This is a genomic window from Marinobacterium rhizophilum, assembly GCF_024397915.1.
Lineage (GTDB): Bacteria > Pseudomonadota > Gammaproteobacteria > Pseudomonadales > Balneatricaceae > Marinobacterium_A > Marinobacterium_A rhizophilum_A.
Genome location: NZ_CP073347.1, coordinates 2,267,162 through 2,283,236, shown reverse-complemented (window position 1 = coordinate 2,283,236; position 16,075 = coordinate 2,267,162). Strand labels below are relative to the sequence as shown.

General features: G+C 60.8%; 11 protein-coding genes. 6 read left to right on the top strand and 5 right to left on the bottom strand.

All coding sequences use genetic code 11. The annotated features are described in order from the left end of the window. Positions 1–31: 31 nt before the first annotated feature. Positions 32–1,435: an AmpG family muropeptide MFS transporter gene (locus tag KDW95_RS10240; protein ID WP_255856172.1), complete on the bottom strand. Its 1,404-nt coding sequence runs from the start codon at positions 1,433–1,435 to the stop codon at positions 32–34. A 201-nt stretch (positions 1,436–1,636) separates the two neighbouring features. Then, complete coding sequence (locus KDW95_RS10235) at positions 1,637–2,398, bottom strand: SDR family oxidoreductase (protein WP_255856171.1); 762 nt, start codon at positions 2,396–2,398, stop codon at positions 1,637–1,639. A gap of 516 nt (positions 2,399–2,914) precedes the next feature. On the opposite strand from KDW95_RS10235, the gene KDW95_RS10230 reads away from it, so the two are divergent. The 4 genes from KDW95_RS10230 (at position 2,915) to pepQ (ending at position 7,172) form a co-directional block, all read left to right on the top strand. After that, a complete protein-coding gene (locus KDW95_RS10230) occupies positions 2,915–3,400 on the top strand; it encodes an FxsA family protein (protein WP_255856170.1) in 486 nt (161 codons plus the stop codon). Positions 3,401–3,664: 264 nt separating this feature from the next. Then, a complete protein-coding gene (locus tag KDW95_RS10225) occupies positions 3,665–3,958 on the top strand; it encodes a co-chaperone GroES (RefSeq protein WP_255856169.1) in 294 nt (97 codons plus the stop codon). 60 nt (positions 3,959–4,018) lie between these two features. Continuing rightward, complete coding sequence (gene groL, locus KDW95_RS10220; protein WP_255856168.1) at positions 4,019–5,662, top strand: chaperonin GroEL; 1,644 nt, start codon at positions 4,019–4,021, stop codon at positions 5,660–5,662. Between the two features lie 178 nt (positions 5,663–5,840). Then, positions 5,841–7,172 (top strand): Xaa-Pro dipeptidase, encoded by a 1,332-nt coding sequence (gene pepQ, locus KDW95_RS10215; RefSeq protein ID WP_255856167.1) that lies wholly within the window; start codon positions 5,841–5,843, stop codon positions 7,170–7,172. Positions 7,173–7,232: 60 nt separating this feature from the next. On the opposite strand, the gene KDW95_RS10210 is transcribed toward pepQ, so the two are convergent. Beyond that, positions 7,233–7,685 (bottom strand): CBS domain-containing protein, encoded by a 453-nt coding sequence (locus tag KDW95_RS10210; RefSeq protein WP_255856166.1) that lies wholly within the window; start codon positions 7,683–7,685, stop codon positions 7,233–7,235. Between the two features lie 239 nt (positions 7,686–7,924). Between KDW95_RS10210 and KDW95_RS10205 the strand changes: the two genes are divergently transcribed. Continuing rightward, positions 7,925–9,838 (top strand): RecQ family ATP-dependent DNA helicase, encoded by a 1,914-nt coding sequence (locus KDW95_RS10205; protein ID WP_255856165.1) that lies wholly within the window; start codon positions 7,925–7,927, stop codon positions 9,836–9,838. 103 nt (positions 9,839–9,941) lie between these two features. Here KDW95_RS10205 and KDW95_RS10200 read toward each other — a convergent pair whose 3' ends face one another. Beyond that, on the bottom strand, positions 9,942–10,496 hold the full coding sequence (locus KDW95_RS10200; RefSeq protein ID WP_255856164.1) for a YqhA family protein: 555 nt from the start codon (positions 10,494–10,496) through the stop codon (positions 9,942–9,944). A 318-nt stretch (positions 10,497–10,814) separates the two neighbouring features. Further along, entirely contained in the window at positions 10,815–13,871 is a 3,057-nt protein-coding gene (locus KDW95_RS10195; protein WP_255856163.1) for a transglycosylase domain-containing protein, read from the bottom strand. Between the two features lie 460 nt (positions 13,872–14,331). Here KDW95_RS10195 and KDW95_RS10190 point away from each other — a divergent pair, with 460 nt between their 5' ends. Continuing rightward, on the top strand, positions 14,332–15,975 hold the full coding sequence (locus KDW95_RS10190; protein ID WP_255856162.1) for a fatty acid--CoA ligase: 1,644 nt from the start codon (positions 14,332–14,334) through the stop codon (positions 15,973–15,975). Positions 15,976–16,075: the final 100 nt, after the last annotated feature.

Sequence of the window (16,075 nt, the reverse complement as noted above, 5' to 3'; positions counted from 1 at the left end):
ATTGATTTTCATTTGTAAATGACAATTATTATCATTTAGTGGTTTGAGCAGAGGTTGCCGGCGTGTAGCGAGCCGCCAGCCAGACCAGTAGCAGCACCGGTAGCCCCAGAACCGCCGTGCCGGCAAAAAACAGCGGGTAGCCCACCAGGTTCACCGCATCGCCGGAAAACCCCGCCAGAAACTTGGGCACTAGCAGCATTACCGAGCTGAACAGGGCATATTGCGTTGCGGTGTAACTGATGCTGGTCAGGCTGGACAGGTAGGCAATAAAGGCCGCTGTGGCGATGCCGGCGCTGAAGTTGTCCAGCGAGACGGTAACGATCAGAAAGCCCACGCTGTGTCCGGTCAGTGCCAGGGCGGAGAACAGCAGATTGGTGGCGGCGGCCAGTACGGCGCCAATAAACAGAATGCGCATCACGCCAAAGCGATACACCAGCAAACCGCCGACCAGGGAGCCTGCGATGGTCATCAGGGTGCCGAAAAGTTTGGTGATTTCAGCCACTTCAACCTTGGTAAACCCCATGTCGACGTAAAACACGTTGGCGATAATGCCCATCACCACATCGGCGATGCGGTAACTGCCGATCAGCGCCAGAATCAACAGAGCCGGTTTGCCAAATCGGCTGATAAAGTCGGCGAAGGGGCAGTAGGCGGCGACATAAAACCAGCCAAGCAGACGCGCCAGCAGGTGGGGCAAGTGCTGGCGCTGTTCCATAAAGGCTTCGATTTCCCGACGCTTCTGTTCTGCTGTTGCGCCGTCGGGTTGGGGCTCCGGCGCGCACAGGGTGGTAAGGATGCCCACGCCCATCAGCGCGGCCATGGCCCAGTAAGCCATCTGCCAGGACTCTCGGTGATAGCTGTCACCGGTCGGGTCGTACCAGGCGGCGATCAGCAGGGCACCGGTGGTCGCCAGAATCATGGCCAGGCGGTAACCCAGCATATAGGTGGCTGCCATGGCGGCCTGGATTCTGGGCTCCGCCGATTCAATGCGGTAGGCGTCGATGGCGATGTCCTGGGTGGCGGAGCAGAAGGCCACCGCCAGGGCGAACCAGGCCATGAGTTCAAGGTTTTGCTGCGGATCGGAATCGGCCAGTCCCAGCAGGCAGAGCGCAATCAGCAGCTGTGCCAGCAGCATCCAGCTGCGCCTGCGTCCCAGCCAGGCGGAGAGCAGGGGAATGGGCATGCGATCGATAATGGGCGACCAGACCCACTTGAAGGCATACGCCAGGGCGACCCAGGAAAAATAGGTGATGGTGCCGCGATCAATGCCGGCTTCGCGCAGCCAGTAGGACAGGGTGGAAAAGACCAGCATCAGCGGCAAACCGGCGGAAAAACCCAGGAATAACAATGTGATGGGCCTTGGCTGCAGATAGACACGGGCGCTCTGCAGCCACTCTTTCCAGCTTTGGGTCTGCTCTGCGTGTTTGGTTTGCATGGTGGAGTTCAGTTCCCTGGATAGCCTTGAGCAAACATTGTGTCCATCGCTCGCGGGCTTGTAAACGCCCGTCTGCCCCGGGTGCCATGCCGGGCGCTGGGTGGGTTGTGCAATCGCGGGACCCTGGGGGCAAAGGCGCGCATAAAAAAACCGGCGCAGGCGCCGGTTTTAAAGGTGAATCATCGTTTGAACAGGGGGGGGCTAGATGCGCAGGGCACCGTCGACTTCGATGCAGCGGCCGCTGATGTAGTCGTTTTCCAGGATAAAGGTGACGGTACGGGCGATTTCTTCGGGCTGTCCCAGGCGCTTGGCGGGAATGCCGGCCGCCATTTTTTCCAGGGCTTCGGGTTTCATGGACATAACCATGTCCGTGGCAATAAAGCCCGGTGCAATGGAGGCTGCGCGGATACCGTAGCGTGCCAGCTCCTTGGCCCAGGTGACCGCCATCGCCTGCGCACCGGCCTTGGTGGCGGTGTAGTTGGTCTGGCCCATATTGCCGGAGCGGGAAATGGAGGAAATGTTGATGATGCAGCCGGGGTTGCCCAGTTCGATCATTTTGCAGGCGGCCTCACGGGCACAGAGGAAGGTGCCGGTCAGGTTGACGTTCATGACCAGGTTCCAGTTATCCAGGGTCATCTTGGAGACAACCTGGCCGTCCTTGGCCTTCACCAGCAGCGCATCGCGGGTTACCCCTGCGTTGTTGACCAGGCCGTTGATGGCGCCAAAATCGGTAGCAATATCAATAAACAGTTGTTCAACCGCGGCTTCTTCGGTGACGTTGCACAGGTAAGAACGTGCTTCCACGCCTTTCTCCATGCACAGGCCTGCAGTGGTATCCAGGTCCGCGGCGTTCATGTCGACCAGCGCCAGGCGGGCGCCCTTGTCGGCCAGCTCCAGCGCCATGGCACGACCCAGACCGCGACCGCCACCGGTGATTACAATAACCTTGCCTTTAATATCCATCTGATTCACCTGATTCCAAGTAAGATGCTTGTGTCGTTTTTATTGTGCATTGCAGTATGTTGCATCGCACAAAGCTATCTCGCTAATGCACAAATGTCTACCCGGTTCACATAACTGTCATCAGGCTGTTGTAATCGGCTGCTATAAAAGACGCGCTTTTTCCATTTTTTCTGAATTTAACTTATTGATTATAATAACTTTATTTTTTGTCGAATTTTAATGTTAAATTTTTCTTATACTTTGGTCTAATTTGGCTGCAGCATTTGCCCGGGTCTGTGCCTGGCGCTATTTACGTTTCAAGGCAGGCCCTGGCATGTCCTTGTTCAGGCGTCTGGGTTTCGGCTTGCGCGGCAGAACCAGGACGTACCGGAACCGGTGGATACGGCTGCGAAGGACTCTTCCGTCCAGGTATCCCTGTTCATGTATCAACACAGCGGGGTTGTATTCAGAGGCTCTCGAGGTTGCGGTTCCCCCTGTCATCTGGTGTGATGAGGGAAATCATTCCGGACTATGGCAATGCGGTTTCTTTTCCTTCTTTTTATCATCATTCCAATTATCGAAATTACCCTGCTGATCAATGTCGGCCAGGCCATCGGCGCCTGGTATACGGTGGGGCTGGTGCTGTTGTCAGCCTTTATCGGCGTGAACATGCTGCGTTACCAGGGCCTGTCGACCCTGGCGCGGGCGCAGCAGAAAATCAATGCCGGCGAGATGCCGGCCGGCGAGATGATCGAGGGGCTGGTACTGGCGGTGGGCGGGGCGCTGCTGATTACGCCGGGGTTCTTTACCGATGTTATCGGCTTTTGCTGCCTGGTTCCCTTTACCCGCCAGCTGCTGGCCAAAGCGCTGGTGAGCCGCTTTACCCTGGTGGCGGCATCACATCGCCGGTCTGCCTTTGATGACCCGAACTTTTCGCCTGACGCGGGTCCGCGCCGGCCGGATCCCCGTGTCGATGGCAAGGGCGAAACCATCGATGGCGAGTATCGCCGCGAGGACGATTGATCAGCGACTCCTGCCGCTTTCTCCACAGTACCCTTCACTGACCCTGGCCGTGCCGCTCCTGCCTGATGCAGCTGCGCCGCACTGCCGGGTACCTGGGGCAGGGCGAACAGATAAATTTATCAAAATTTTTTGCCAGCCCTGTTGAAATGCATTTCCCCGCCCCCATTAACCTGAACATCCAGTATTTGGGGCAGCAGATGACCTGCTGTCCTTTCTCTGTAAACAATAACTTTGGATCCTAAAAAGATCAGGAGAGTAGAACAGATGAAAATTCGTCCGCTTCACGATCGGGTTGTCGTTCGTCGCAGTGAAGAAGAAACCACTACCGCTGGTGGCATCGTGCTGCCGGGTTCTGCTGCAGAAAAGCCGAATCGTGGCACTGTAGTTGCTGTTGGTGAAGGGCGCACGCTGAACAACGGTGACGTCAAGCCTCTGACAGTTAAAGAAGGTGATGTCGTTCTGTTTGGCCAGTACTCCGGCAGCAATGTTGTCAAGCTCGACGGCGAAGAACTGCTGATCATGAACGAAAGCGAAATCTTTGGTGTGGTCGAAGGCTGATTGGCCTGCCTGACCCCGTTGATTTCCGATTTTTAACGATTTGTATAGGATTAACAGACAATGGCTGCAAAAGACGTACGTTTTGGTGATGATGCACGCAAACGCATGCTCAAGGGTGTCAACATCCTGGCTGACGCTGTAAAAACGACCCTGGGTCCGAAAGGCCGCAACGTCGTACTGGAAAAATCCTTCGGTTCGCCGCTGGTCACCAAAGACGGTGTATCCGTTGCCAAGGAAATCGAGCTGAAAGATCGCTTCGAAAACATGGGCGCGCAGATGGTCAAGGAAGTTGCTTCCCAGGCCAGCGACGTTGCCGGTGACGGTACCACCACTGCAACCGTTCTGGCTCAGGCGATTGTCAACGAAGGCCTGAAGTCCGTGGCTGCCGGCATGAACCCGATGGACCTGAAACGCGGTATCGACAAGGCAACAGCTGCCGTTGTTGAAGAACTGCGCAAAATGGCAGTGCCCTGCACTGACTCCAAGGCCATCTCCCAGGTCGGTTCCATCTCTGCCAACTCCGACACCGATATCGGTGAGCTGATCGCCAAGGCGATGGAGCGCGTCGGTAAAGAAGGCGTTATCACCGTTGAAGAAGGCACCAGCCTGCAGAACGAGCTGGACGTTGTTGAAGGCATGCAGTTTGACCGCGGTTACCTGTCGCCGTACTTCATCAACAACCAGGAAAACATGTCCGTAGAGCTGGATCACCCTTACATCCTGCTGTTCGACAAGAAAATCTCCAACATCCGTGATCTGCTGCCGACCCTGGAGCAGGTTGCCAAGTCTTCCCGTCCGCTGCTGATCATCGCTGAAGACGTAGAAGGCGAAGCGCTGGCAACTCTGGTTGTCAACAACATGCGCGGTATCGTCAAGGTTGCTGCTGTCAAGGCACCGGGCTTTGGTGACCGTCGCAAGGCCATGCTGGAAGACATCGCTGTCCTGACCGGTGCTACCGTGATCGCTGAAGAAGTGGGTCTGAGCCTTGAAACCGCCACGCTGGAACAGCTGGGCCAGGCCAAGCGCATCAACATCACCAAGGAAAACACGGTCATCGTTGACGGTATTGGTGAAGCCACTGCCATTCAGAACCGTGTTTCCCAGATCCGCGCTCAGATCGAAGAGACTTCCTCTGACTACGATCGCGAAAAACTGCAGGAACGTGTTGCCAAGCTGGCCGGCGGCGTAGCCGTTATCAAGGTCGGTGCTGCTACCGAAACTGAAATGAAAGAGAAGAAAGCCCGCGTTGAAGACGCCCTGCACGCAACCCGCGCAGCCGTTGAAGAAGGCGTGGTTCCTGGCGGCGGTGTTGCACTGATCCGCGCCCTGTCCAACGTACAGGGCCTGGAAGGCATCAACCACGACCAGACCGTGGGTATCGAACTGGCCTTCCGTGCCATGGAAGCACCGATGCGCCAGATCGTTCAGAACGCCGGTGAAGAAGGCTCCGTGGTTGTTTCCAAGGTTCGCGCAGGTTCTGGCGCCTTCGGTTACAACGCAGGAACCGGCGAATACGGTGACATGCTGGAAATGGGTATCCTGGACCCGGCCAAAGTGACTCGCTCCGCGCTGCAGGCAGCTGCTTCTGTTGCCGGTCTGATGATCACCACCGAAGCCATGATTGCCGATCACCCGGAAGAAAAGCCGGCCATGCCTGACATGGGCGGCATGGGTGGAATGGGCGGCATGGGCGGCATGATGTAATCAGCCTGCCCAGGCACTCCTGACCCGCCTTCGGGCGAGTCGCTTCTGAAAACCCCGGCTTCGGCCGGGGTTTTTGCGTTTGGCGCCTTAGCTTTGAAGCGGCCTGTGGCACAATGACCGTATTCGGATCAGCACGCTCTGGCAGGCCTTTGCCAACCGCGCCCTAGATGGAGTATCGATGATGCACGCCTCTTATCTGGCCCACCTTGAAATCCTGCAGGCCCGTGCCGAAAGCGCGCTGGCAGTCGCCGGCCTGGATAGCCTGATGCTGGGTTCTGGCAGTGCGCAGCGGCGTTTTATGGATGACACGGCCTATCCGTTTCGGGCGCATGCTGATTTTGTGCAGTGGCTGCCGCAGCTGGCCGCTTACAGCGATAGCTGGCTGCTGATCCGCCCGGGCAAAAAGCCCCGGCTGCTGCTGTGCCTGCCCGAGGATTTCTGGCATCTGCCACCGCAGCCGCCGCGCGGCGACTGGACCTATGCTTTCGAGATCGAGATCTTTGCCAGTGCGGCCATGGCCGGGCTGGCACTGAACAGGCTGGGCCGGGTGGGGCTGATCGCGGCGCAGAATCCTGTATTTGCACAGCCCGACTGGCAACAGAACCCGCCGGCACTGCTGTCGGCGCTGCATTACGAGCGGGCCTGCAAAACCGACTGGGAGCTGGAGTGTCTGCGCCGTGCCAGTCTTCGGGCCGTGGCGGGCCATGAGGTTGCCAGGCAGCAGTTCGCAGCCGGCGCCAGCGAGTACGAAATACACCAGGCGTATCTGGCGGCCACTTCGCACAATGAGCCCGAGCTGCCCTACGACAATATCGTTGCGCTGAACGAGCATGCCGCAGTGCTGCATTACCAGTTGCAGCAGCGCGACAGGCCGGCAAGGCACCATAGCCTGTTGCTGGATGCCGGCGCTACCCACCTGGGTTACGGTGCTGACATTAGCCGGACCCACGCAGCAGATCCCGCCGGCGGCTTTGGTCAGTTGATCCAGGCGCTGGATATCGCCCAGCAAGCGCTGTTGCAGCAGGTCAGGCCCGGCGCGAGCTTTGTTGATCTGCACCTGCGGATGCATGAACTGCTGGCCGGCGTGCTGCAAGGGGCCGGCCTGGTGAACGCCAGTGTGGAGGCGCAGATCGAACAGGGCATTACCCGCGCTTTCTTCCCGCACGGTCTTGGTCATCTGCTCGGTCTGCAGGTGCACGATGTTGGCGGCTGGCAGCAGGGTGCCGCCGGGATGTTGCAAGAGCCACCGCCGGAACATCCGTTCCTGCGCCTGACCCGCACGCTGCAGCCGGGCTTTGTCATTACCATCGAACCCGGGCTTTATTTCATACCGTCGTTACTCGACAAGCTGCGCCAGGGGCGCGCAGCGGACGCCGTTAACTGGCAGCAGGTTGAAACCCTGATGCCCTGTGGCGGCATTCGCATCGAGGATAACGTTGCGATAACCGCACAGGGCCACGAAAACATGACGCGGGATGCGTTTGCCGCAGCGGGGCGGGAAGGATTCTGAGACATTTTCCCGACACCGGGTGTCGGCATAAGCTGAACGGGCCGGCTAGGTACCGGCCCTTTACGGATGCCGCTTGCGCTCTATCTGCTGCTCTCGCTTGAGCAACGCCACCAAGTCTGACAGCTGCTCGCTCAGCAGCCCGATGACGTCGTCGACCGCCAGGATGCCAACCAGGGCTCCCTGGACATTGACCACGGGCGCACGTCGCACACCCTGGGCACGCATCTGCTTGATCGCTTCGTCCACGTCGTCGTTTTCGTTCAGGGTCAGCAGGTCGTAGCTCATGGCATCGCCGACGCACAGGGCATCAAGGTCGACATCCCGTGCCAGCAGTTCGATAACGATATCGCGGTCAGTGAGGATGCCGACGGGTATCCGGCTACCGTCGCCCTCGGTCCTGACGACCACCACGTTGCCGACATGATGCTCACGCATCAGCCGTGCAGCATCGCTAATGTTTTGTGCATGGTCGATTACTATGACTTCGCGGTTGCAGGTTTCGCCTACGGACATGGCTTCATCCCCCGGGTTATGGCGGCGACTCTTGCAGCATTCCGGCTTTGGGAGACGCCCAATGACGACCAAAACCCTCCTTTAACTATGGGCTTTTACCTACAGGATAGATCGGATTTTCCGGTTCGATGCCGTGAGCGGCACAGCGCCTGCGCATGGCTACGTGAGGTGGCCGGCTGGTGGCCGGGGATGGCTGTATAATAACGGGCTGAACGAACCGGCACAGGGAGTAACCGTACATGAATGCTGCACTGCAAACACTGAGATCCACCTTCGGGCTGCAGGCGTTTCGCGAGGGTCAGCAGGCGGCCATCGAGCGGCTGCTAAACGGCGAGTCCGTGCTGACGGTCTTTCCTACCGGTGGCGGCAAGAGCCTGTGCTATCAGCTGCCTGCCCTGCTGATCGACGGCCTGACCCTGGTGGTATCCCCCCTGATCGCGCTGATGCAGGACCAGGTCAGCGCCTTGCAGGCCCGTGGCATTGCCGCCGCCCGGCTGGATTCGAGTCGCAGTGCCGCGGAGGTGCGCGAAACCTATGCCCAGATGCGCAGTGGCGAGCTGAAGCTGCTCTACGTGGCGCCCGAGCGGCTGCAAAACGAGCGCTTTCTGTCGCTGCTCAAGGGGCTGCGGATTGGCCTGCTGGCGGTGGACGAGGCCCACTGTATTTCCGAGTGGGGCCACAATTTTCGCCCGGATTACCTCAAGCTTGCGCAACTCGCGCGGGACCTGCAGGCGCAGCGCGTACTGGCGCTCACCGCCACCGCAACGCCCTCGGTGGCCGAGGATATCTGTCGCCAGTTCGGCATTCCTGCACAAAACCATATCCATACCGGCTTTTACCGCCCCAACCTGGCGCTGGCTGTCAGGCCCTGCCGCGATTCTGAGAAGCTGCCGCTGCTGTTGCGCGCGCTGCAGGCCGCGCCCGGCGAGGCGAGCATCGTTTACGTGACACTGCAGCAGCAGGCGGAGCAGGTAGCGGCGCAGCTGCAGAGCGCCGGTATCCGTGCCTGGGCGTACCACGCCGGCATGAAGCCGGAGGTGCGCGAGTCTATCCAGAATGCCTTTATGGCGGGGGAGGCCGACACAGTGGTGGCGACCATCGCCTTTGGCATGGGCATCGACAAGGCTGATATCCGCGCCGTGTACCACTACAACCTGCCCAAGTCGCTGGAAAACTACATGCAGGAAATTGGCCGCGCCGGGCGTGATGGCGGAGCCTCGCGCTGCGAGCTGTTCGCCTGCCCGGACGATATCCGCGTGCTGGAAAACTTCACCTACGGCGACACGCCGGTGCCGGAGCACCTGGATGCGCTTATCGGTCATCTGTTGTCACTCGGGCAGACCTTCGATATCGCGGTCTATGACCTGTCGAACCACTTCGATATCCGCCCGCTGGTGATCAACACGGTGCTCACCTACCTGGAGCTTGAAGGCGTGATCGCCGGCACCGGGCCTTTCTACAGCACCTACCAGATTCGCTTCGAGCTGCCCCAGGCGCAGCTGCTGCAGGGCTTTGACCCCGCCAGGGCCGAGTTTTTGCAGCGCCTGTTCGCCAGCGGCAAGCAGGGGCGCATCTGGCTGACGCTGGATGTCACCGAGGCGGCAGAAGCGCTGGGCGAGCCGCGCGAGCGCCTGCTCAAAGCACTGCAGTACCTGGAATCCCAGGGCAGCATCAGCACCCAGGTGAAAGGGGTGCGCCAGCAATACCGGCGGCTGCAGCTGCCGGATTTGGCAGAACTCGGTGCCCGGCTCGGGCAGCTCTTTGTCAGGCGTGAAGCCCAGAGCCTGTCGCGCCTGCAACAGGTGCTGGATTATGCCGCCGATACCCGCTGCCTGCCGGCCCAGCTGTGCGGCTACTTCGGCGACGAGCTGGCCGAGCCCTGCGGCCAGTGCAGCAGTTGTATGGATTCCGGCCCGCGTACCTTGCCGGACCAGGCAGATACGCCCCTGTCTGCAGCGCAGCAACAGAGTATCGAGGCGCTGATCGCAGAACAGCAGGCGGCCCTGCAGCACCCGCGCCAGCTGGCCCGCTTTCTCTGCGGCCTGTCGAGCCCGGCGACCTTTCGGCTGCGCAAGCACAGCGCCTATGGCAGCCTGGGGGCGCAGCCGTTTCAGCGGGTGCTGGAGGAAGTGGAGCGGCGGTTGGGGCGCTGAAAGTGCAGCGCGTTCGGGCGGCTATTCACTGCGACGAAGCGAATCTGTGGCCCCCGCGTTTTGCATGCTTGTCAGGTCTAAGCCAGCAGGTACCGGGTGCTGGTCAATCCGTCTCTTTTCGGTGGGCATGACTCATCAGGTAGAGACCTCCCGCGAGCGCCAGTATCGCCAGGGCAAGGTAGATGGCATCCAGAGGTGTCTGAAATTTTATGTCAACGACAGCGCGGAAGAACTCAATAATGACCGCCAGGATAACGACACGGGCGATCTTGTCTTTCAGCTGGTCGAATGAACGAACATTGAATGGATGCTCGGGGGTGTGAGTTTCAGCCTGATCAATCGGTGAAACGAACAGCCGATACACGCCAGTACCAAAAATGAGCAGAACAATTGCAATAAGGTAGATATCCACAGCGATGATGATTTTCGGGATTACGGTATCGTGGATGTCACCGGCACCGTCGGCAAAGTAATAGACGGCCGCATCAGTGATGACGCCGATGACGTCGGCAGTACCGATCAAAAACAGCACTGTGGCACCTGCCAGGCTGGGCACAACCGCCAGCATCACAAGCAGTCGTGAACTCCAGAGAAAGTACTCAAAGTGTTTTTCTGCTGCCCTTTGCGGTGATCTATCCGTGTCTTTTGAATCTCTCATATTACCTTTCCTTCAAAGCCATATTGCCGGCATGATGCCTTGCAACGGCTAGGCCGTATTAATGTTTGCACACCGGCGACAGCTGGCACCCTGTGAGTACGGCAAGCTGTTACATGATCAGGCAGACCGGATTTTGTCTGCTGTGAGTCAGCTGTAGTCGATATTTCAATGGCTGGTGGCCGCTCGATCAGGTTGGGCTGGCACTCTTCTGGGATCGCGTTCTTCCAGTAGTGTTTGATGAACCTCCAGGAGCTGCTCTGTCACTCTATATTACAGATGTTCGCCGGTGCTGGTGTCGCTGCTGTGTGGGCCGCGGCCTCAGGATGCTGTTGTCTGCAGCGCCAGCGGGGCTCCGCACTGGCTGCCGGGCTGCAGGTAGGGTTGCAGGATGGGGGCCATGCCCTTGAGTACCTGCACCGGCAGGGCCGAGGTGAATTTAAAGTCCTTGGCATCGCTGCCGGGCACGAAAGCGGTGAGGGTACCGAAGTGGTTCGGGCCCAGGTAGAACACGAAGGTGGCGGTACGGTTGAGCACGCGGGAGTTGATCACCTGGCCGCCACGGCCCACCTGCTCGATGCGGTTGTCACCGGTGCCGGTCTTGCCGCCAAGGGTCAGGGGTTCGCCCTGGATATCGCTGAAGGTGCCCTGCAGGCGCCGCGCCGTGCCGCCTTCAACCACGGAATTCAAAGCGCTGCGCAGTACCCGCGCCACCTCCGGCTGCATCACCCGTACCCCGCTGCTGGATCGCTGCCCCAGGCGGGTTTCGTAGGGCGTGTCGACGGCGAAGTTCAGCTGCTCGATACGCAGGCTTGGCAGGCGCACGCCGTCATTCATGATGATGCCCATGAGTTCCGCCAACGCCGCCGGGCGGTCGCCTGAGCTGCCCAGCGCCGTGGCCAGGGAGGGCACCAGGTGCTCGAACGGGAAGCCCAGGCGCTGCCAGCGTTCATGAATATCGAGGAAGGCTTCGACCTCCAGCATGGTGCGGATACGGCTGTCCCGGGCGCTCTTGTGACGGGTGCGGAACAGCCAGCGGTACACATCCTGGCGCTGGGTTTCGCTGGCGTCGACGGCATCTGCGAAGGTGGCGATGGAGTGTTCCAGGCGGTAGCGCAGCAGCCAGAGCTCCAGCGGGTGCACCCGGGCGATATAGCCCTGGTCCGTGAGGTTGAAAGCGCCCGGGCCGTATTTCTCATACAGGCCGGTGAGTTCCTTTTCGGTCAGGTTTTCGCCCGGCAGGCGCTCGCGCAGAAAGGTATCGAACTGCGCCTGGCTGGAGTCGGGTTTCAGGTAACGGTGTACGGCGGCCAGGCGTACCGGGGTCTGGCGCAGACCGTCCAGGAAGATATCCAGTTGCTCGTCCGGAGTCTTGTTACGGTACTTGCGCCAGAAGCGCAGTAGAAAAACGCGGCCTTCCTTGTCGGCAAAGCGGCGCAGGTAATCCTCGCGCCGGGGGTCCCTGTCATCCTTGAGCAGTCCGGCGGCATTGATTGGCCCCTGGTAGATGCTGTAGCGCACCAGGTCGCGCAGCAGGCGCACGAAGGGCAGGTTGAGGGATTCCTGCACGGCTTCGCGTACCGTCGCCTGGCGGCCGTTGTCTTCGCGGCGAAAGTTGCTGAAGGTATGCAGGCCGCCGCCGGTGAAAAAGCGCTCGTAGGGGCTGGCGGAGTAGCGCCGCTCCATGGCGGCTGCAAGCATGGCTTCAAGTTCGGGGTCGTGCCCCCGGGCCAGGTAGTCCTGTACCCAGCGGGTGAGGTAGTCGTCCGGCGCTATCTCGACCGCCAGCAATTCCGCCCGGCTGAGGCCGGCAAAGCGCTGATGCAGTTCGGCGATCACGCCCAGGTAGTGGGCCAGCACCCGCAGCTTGGCGGTGGACCCGAGCTCGAGCTTGCTACCCTCGTTGATATCAAATGGCTGGTCGGTGTTGTCGGTTTGCACCCGCACCCGGTTGCCGTCCGCACTGCGCTCGAACAGGGTAAAACTGTAGCGCACCTGGTCGGTGTTGTTGGCAGACAGCAGGCGCTCCCCCAGCAAACCGATTTCGGTGGCGAATTCCGGGTCTGCCAGGCGACGCAGGTACTGGCTGACCTCGCGCTGCAAGGGGCCTGCCAGGGTGCTGCCGGCGGCCAGGTCGAGCCGGTCGAGGTCGTACAGCGGCAGGCCGAGCAGGCTCGACAGGCGACCGCGGGCGACGTTGATGCCCTTGGTGCTGTCGATCTGGTGCTGGATCGGCGTGTTGACCCAGTCGCGGAACTCGACCTTGCTCTGTAGCGCCGCGCTTTGCAGGGCATCGTCTATCAGCCCGGCCCGGGCCAGCAGGCGTACATGGCTGTCGGTCAGTGTCGACAGGTCTTCGCGGCCGCGGTTGAGGTAATAGGAGGGCCGGCGCTGGGCAATCAGCAGGGACAGGACCTGGCGCAGGGCCTGACCCTGTGCTGCCAGGTTCTGCGAATCAGTGGACCCGGCGGTGCCAGCCGCGCCGAGCAGCTGATTGAGGCGGTCAAAATCGGCGTTGAACCACACCTTCAGACCGGCGGCCAGCCCATGGACTTCGCCGTGCCCGGGCGCCGCGGCCAGCGGGACCGTGTTGAGGTAGTCGCGCACCACGCGCTGGCGCCATTGCAGCGTATCGGGACCCTGCTGGTAGGCGCGCACACTGGCGGAAAACATCTGTCGCAGCTTTTCATTCGGCGAGTCGGTCAGGCCCCGGGGGGAATGGCGGTATTTTTCCAGCTGGGTGGCCAGGGTGCTGCCCCCCGCCGTATCGCTGGCAAGGTCCAGGCGCTTGCCCAGCTGAGACAGCGCCGCCTTGACGAAGCGGGGCCAGTCGACGGCGGGGTTGGCGCGGGGCTGCGCCGGGTCCAGCAGGTCGCGGTTCTCGATAAACAGCAGGCTGTGCACCACCAGCGGCGGGATGACGGAAAAGCTGCTGTAGTGCTGCTGCGGGTAGGCGAAGTTGTACAGCGGCTCCTTGCGACAATCGTAAATGGCCAGGCCCGCCTGGGTTTTTTCCGGGTAGGGGACGGGCAGGCCGCGCTGGCCGTAGTTGAGCAGCGGCTGTGAAAAGCGTGCCTGTTGCAGAATCTCGAAGTTTTGCCGCTGCGCTCGCTCAAGCAGTTCAGGCAGGCGTGCGTAACCCAGGCGCAGGTCAAAGGGGCCGTGTTGCGGGTACAGAATGGCGTCGCTGGGGCCGGGTTGCAGCGTATATTGCAGTGTCTGGGCGTAGCGGCTCAGCTCCCTGGACTGCAATTCGGCGGTACGAATCTCATGGGTCGCGAGCAGGCCGGCGATGGCGGCGATGGTGACCGCCGGAGAGACCCAGAAGAGCAGTATGGAGCGCCAGCGGTGCGGCTTGCGCGCAGGGGGTATTGCCAAGCGTATTCCCTTTTTGGCGTTGGCCGTCCCAGGTACATCAGATTGCAAAGACGCCCCCATTCACATGATCCCGTTACATACATCATGACAACCGATGTCAGTATAGTCATCACTGACAGCAACCTTCTTTATATCGCCAACGCGCCCCGCGTAGCGAGCTTATCGCTTTCACATCAATAGCATTGCCCCGGGGCTGTGCGCCAGTGGCGCGCCGGGAATATTTTGCAGCCCCGGCTCTGGCGACCCTCGGCCGAGGCTGCAGGGCCAATAAAGGGGCGAAAGACGGTCCTGCAACGGGTTACGCTGGCGTTTGGTTCAGTGGCGAGGCCGGCCTGGCTCTGTTGCGGGTTTCGTTGCTGGCGCTGGCGCAGCACCGGCACTCAACCGTCTGCGCCGCTGGCGCCTGGGCACCTGGCTTCCATACTGAAGCTGTCATTTACAGCTACTGCGGGAACCCACCATGCCAACAAAAATTATCGAGCCCGCCGAGGGCGCTTATCCCTATCCGCTATTGATCAAGAGTCTGCTGCTGTCCGGTCGGCGCTACGCGCCGCAGCGGGAGATCGTACATGGCAGCTCGCGCTACAACTACCAGGAACTCAACGCGCGTATTTGCCGGCTGGCCCATGTGCTGAGGGCGGCGGGCATCAATGAGGGTGATACCGTCGCGGTGATGGACTGGGACAGCCATCGCTACCTGGAGGCCTATTTCGCGGTGCCGATGATCGGTGCCGTGCTGCACCATGTGAATGTGCGCCTGAGCCCTGATCAGGTGGGCTATACCATGGCGCATGCGCAGGACAGCCTGGTGCTGGTGCACGATGACTTCCTGCCGCTGATCGAGGCGCTGGCGCCACAGTTGCCGAGCGTGCACGGCTATATCCAGCTCAGTGATGCACCTGTGCCAGGCAGTACCCGCCTGTCGCCGCTGGGGGAGTACGAGGCGCTGCTGGCCGGGGCCGACAGTACCTATGACTTTCCCGATTTCGACGAGAACTCCGTCGCCACCACTTTTTACACCACGGGCACCACCGGCAACCCCAAGGGCGTCTACTTCAGCCACCGCCAGCTGGTGCTGCATACCCTGAGCATGACGACGACCCTGGCGGCCTACGAGGGCTTTGCGCTGCTGCGCTCCGAGGATGTGTACATGCCCATGACACCCATGTTCCATGTGCATGCCTGGGGCGTACCCTACGCGGCGACGATGCTGGGGGTAAAGCAGGTCTATCCCGGGCGCTACGATCCCGATCGCCTGGTGCGCCTGTTCAGGGAAGAGGGCGTCACCTTTTCCCATGGCGTGCCGACGGTGCTGCAGATGCTGCTCAACTGTGAAGAGGCCGCCAAAACCGACCTCACTGGCTGGAAGCTGCTGACCGGTGGGGCGGCTCCCACCGAAAGCCTGGTGCGCCAGATGGCGGCGCGGGGTATCGAGTTCTTTACCGGTTACGGGCTGTCCGAAAGCTGTCCGCTGCTGAGTGCGTCCTTTCTTGAACCCGGGCAGCACGAACTGCCGCTGGAGCAGCAACTGGAAGCACGCATGGCCGCCGGGATTCCCGTACAGCTGGTGGATCTGCACCTGATCGATGCGGCCGGGCAACGGGTGCCCGAGGATGGCGCGAGCCTGGGCGAAATCGTGGTACGGGCCCCCTGGCTCACCCAGGGCTATTACCGGGACGCGCAAACAGGTGCCCAGCTGTGGCAGGGCGGCTGGATGCATACCGGTGATGTCGCCAGCATCACGCCGGGGGGCATGATCCAGATTCGTGACCGCATCAAGGATGTGATCAAGACCGGCGGGGAGTGGGTGTGCTCGCTGCGGATCGAGAACCTTATCAGCCTGCATGCCGCCGTGGCCGAGGTGGCGGTGGTGGGGGTGCCGGATGCGCGCTGGGGCGAGCGCCCGCTGGCGCTGGTGGTGCTGGCAGCGGGGGCTGAGTTGGAGCCGGGCGCCCTGCAGCAGCACCTGATGCAGTTTGTCAGCCAGGGCCAGATCAGCAAGTGGGCGGTACCGGACGACATTCGTATTGTCGAGGCAATCCCCAAAACCAGTGTCGGCAAGCTCGACAAGAAGCAGATCCGCGAGCAGGTGCGCGACGCCTGAGGCGGCGGCCCGGCTGTTGCCCCGGCGGTTGGCCGCTGGCGATGCCGTCGCGGGATTTTATGCTATTCTTGCGCGCGAAAATTTGCGGACAGGGCCACAA

Bases quoted from the DNA above. Each gene is read 5' to 3' on its own strand.
- KDW95_RS10240 (WP_255856172.1), bottom strand. From the start codon at position 1,435: ATGCAAACCAAACACGCAGAGCAGACCCAAAGCTGGAAAGAGTGGCTG.
- KDW95_RS10235 (WP_255856171.1), bottom strand. From the start codon at position 2,398: ATGGATATTAAAGGCAAGGTTATTGTAATCACCGGTGGCGGTCGCGGT.
- KDW95_RS10230 (WP_255856170.1), top strand. From the start codon at position 2,915: ATGCGGTTTCTTTTCCTTCTTTTTATCATCATTCCAATTATCGAAATT.
- KDW95_RS10225 (WP_255856169.1), top strand. From the start codon at position 3,665: ATGAAAATTCGTCCGCTTCACGATCGGGTTGTCGTTCGTCGCAGTGAA.
- groL (WP_255856168.1), top strand. From the start codon at position 4,019: ATGGCTGCAAAAGACGTACGTTTTGGTGATGATGCACGCAAACGCATG.
- pepQ (WP_255856167.1), top strand. From the start codon at position 5,841: ATGATGCACGCCTCTTATCTGGCCCACCTTGAAATCCTGCAGGCCCGT.
- KDW95_RS10210 (WP_255856166.1), bottom strand. From the start codon at position 7,685: ATGTCCGTAGGCGAAACCTGCAACCGCGAAGTCATAGTAATCGACCAT.
- KDW95_RS10205 (WP_255856165.1), top strand. From the start codon at position 7,925: ATGAATGCTGCACTGCAAACACTGAGATCCACCTTCGGGCTGCAGGCG.
- KDW95_RS10200 (WP_255856164.1), bottom strand. From the start codon at position 10,496: ATGAGAGATTCAAAAGACACGGATAGATCACCGCAAAGGGCAGCAGAA.
- KDW95_RS10190 (WP_255856162.1), top strand. From the start codon at position 14,332: ATGCCAACAAAAATTATCGAGCCCGCCGAGGGCGCTTATCCCTATCCG.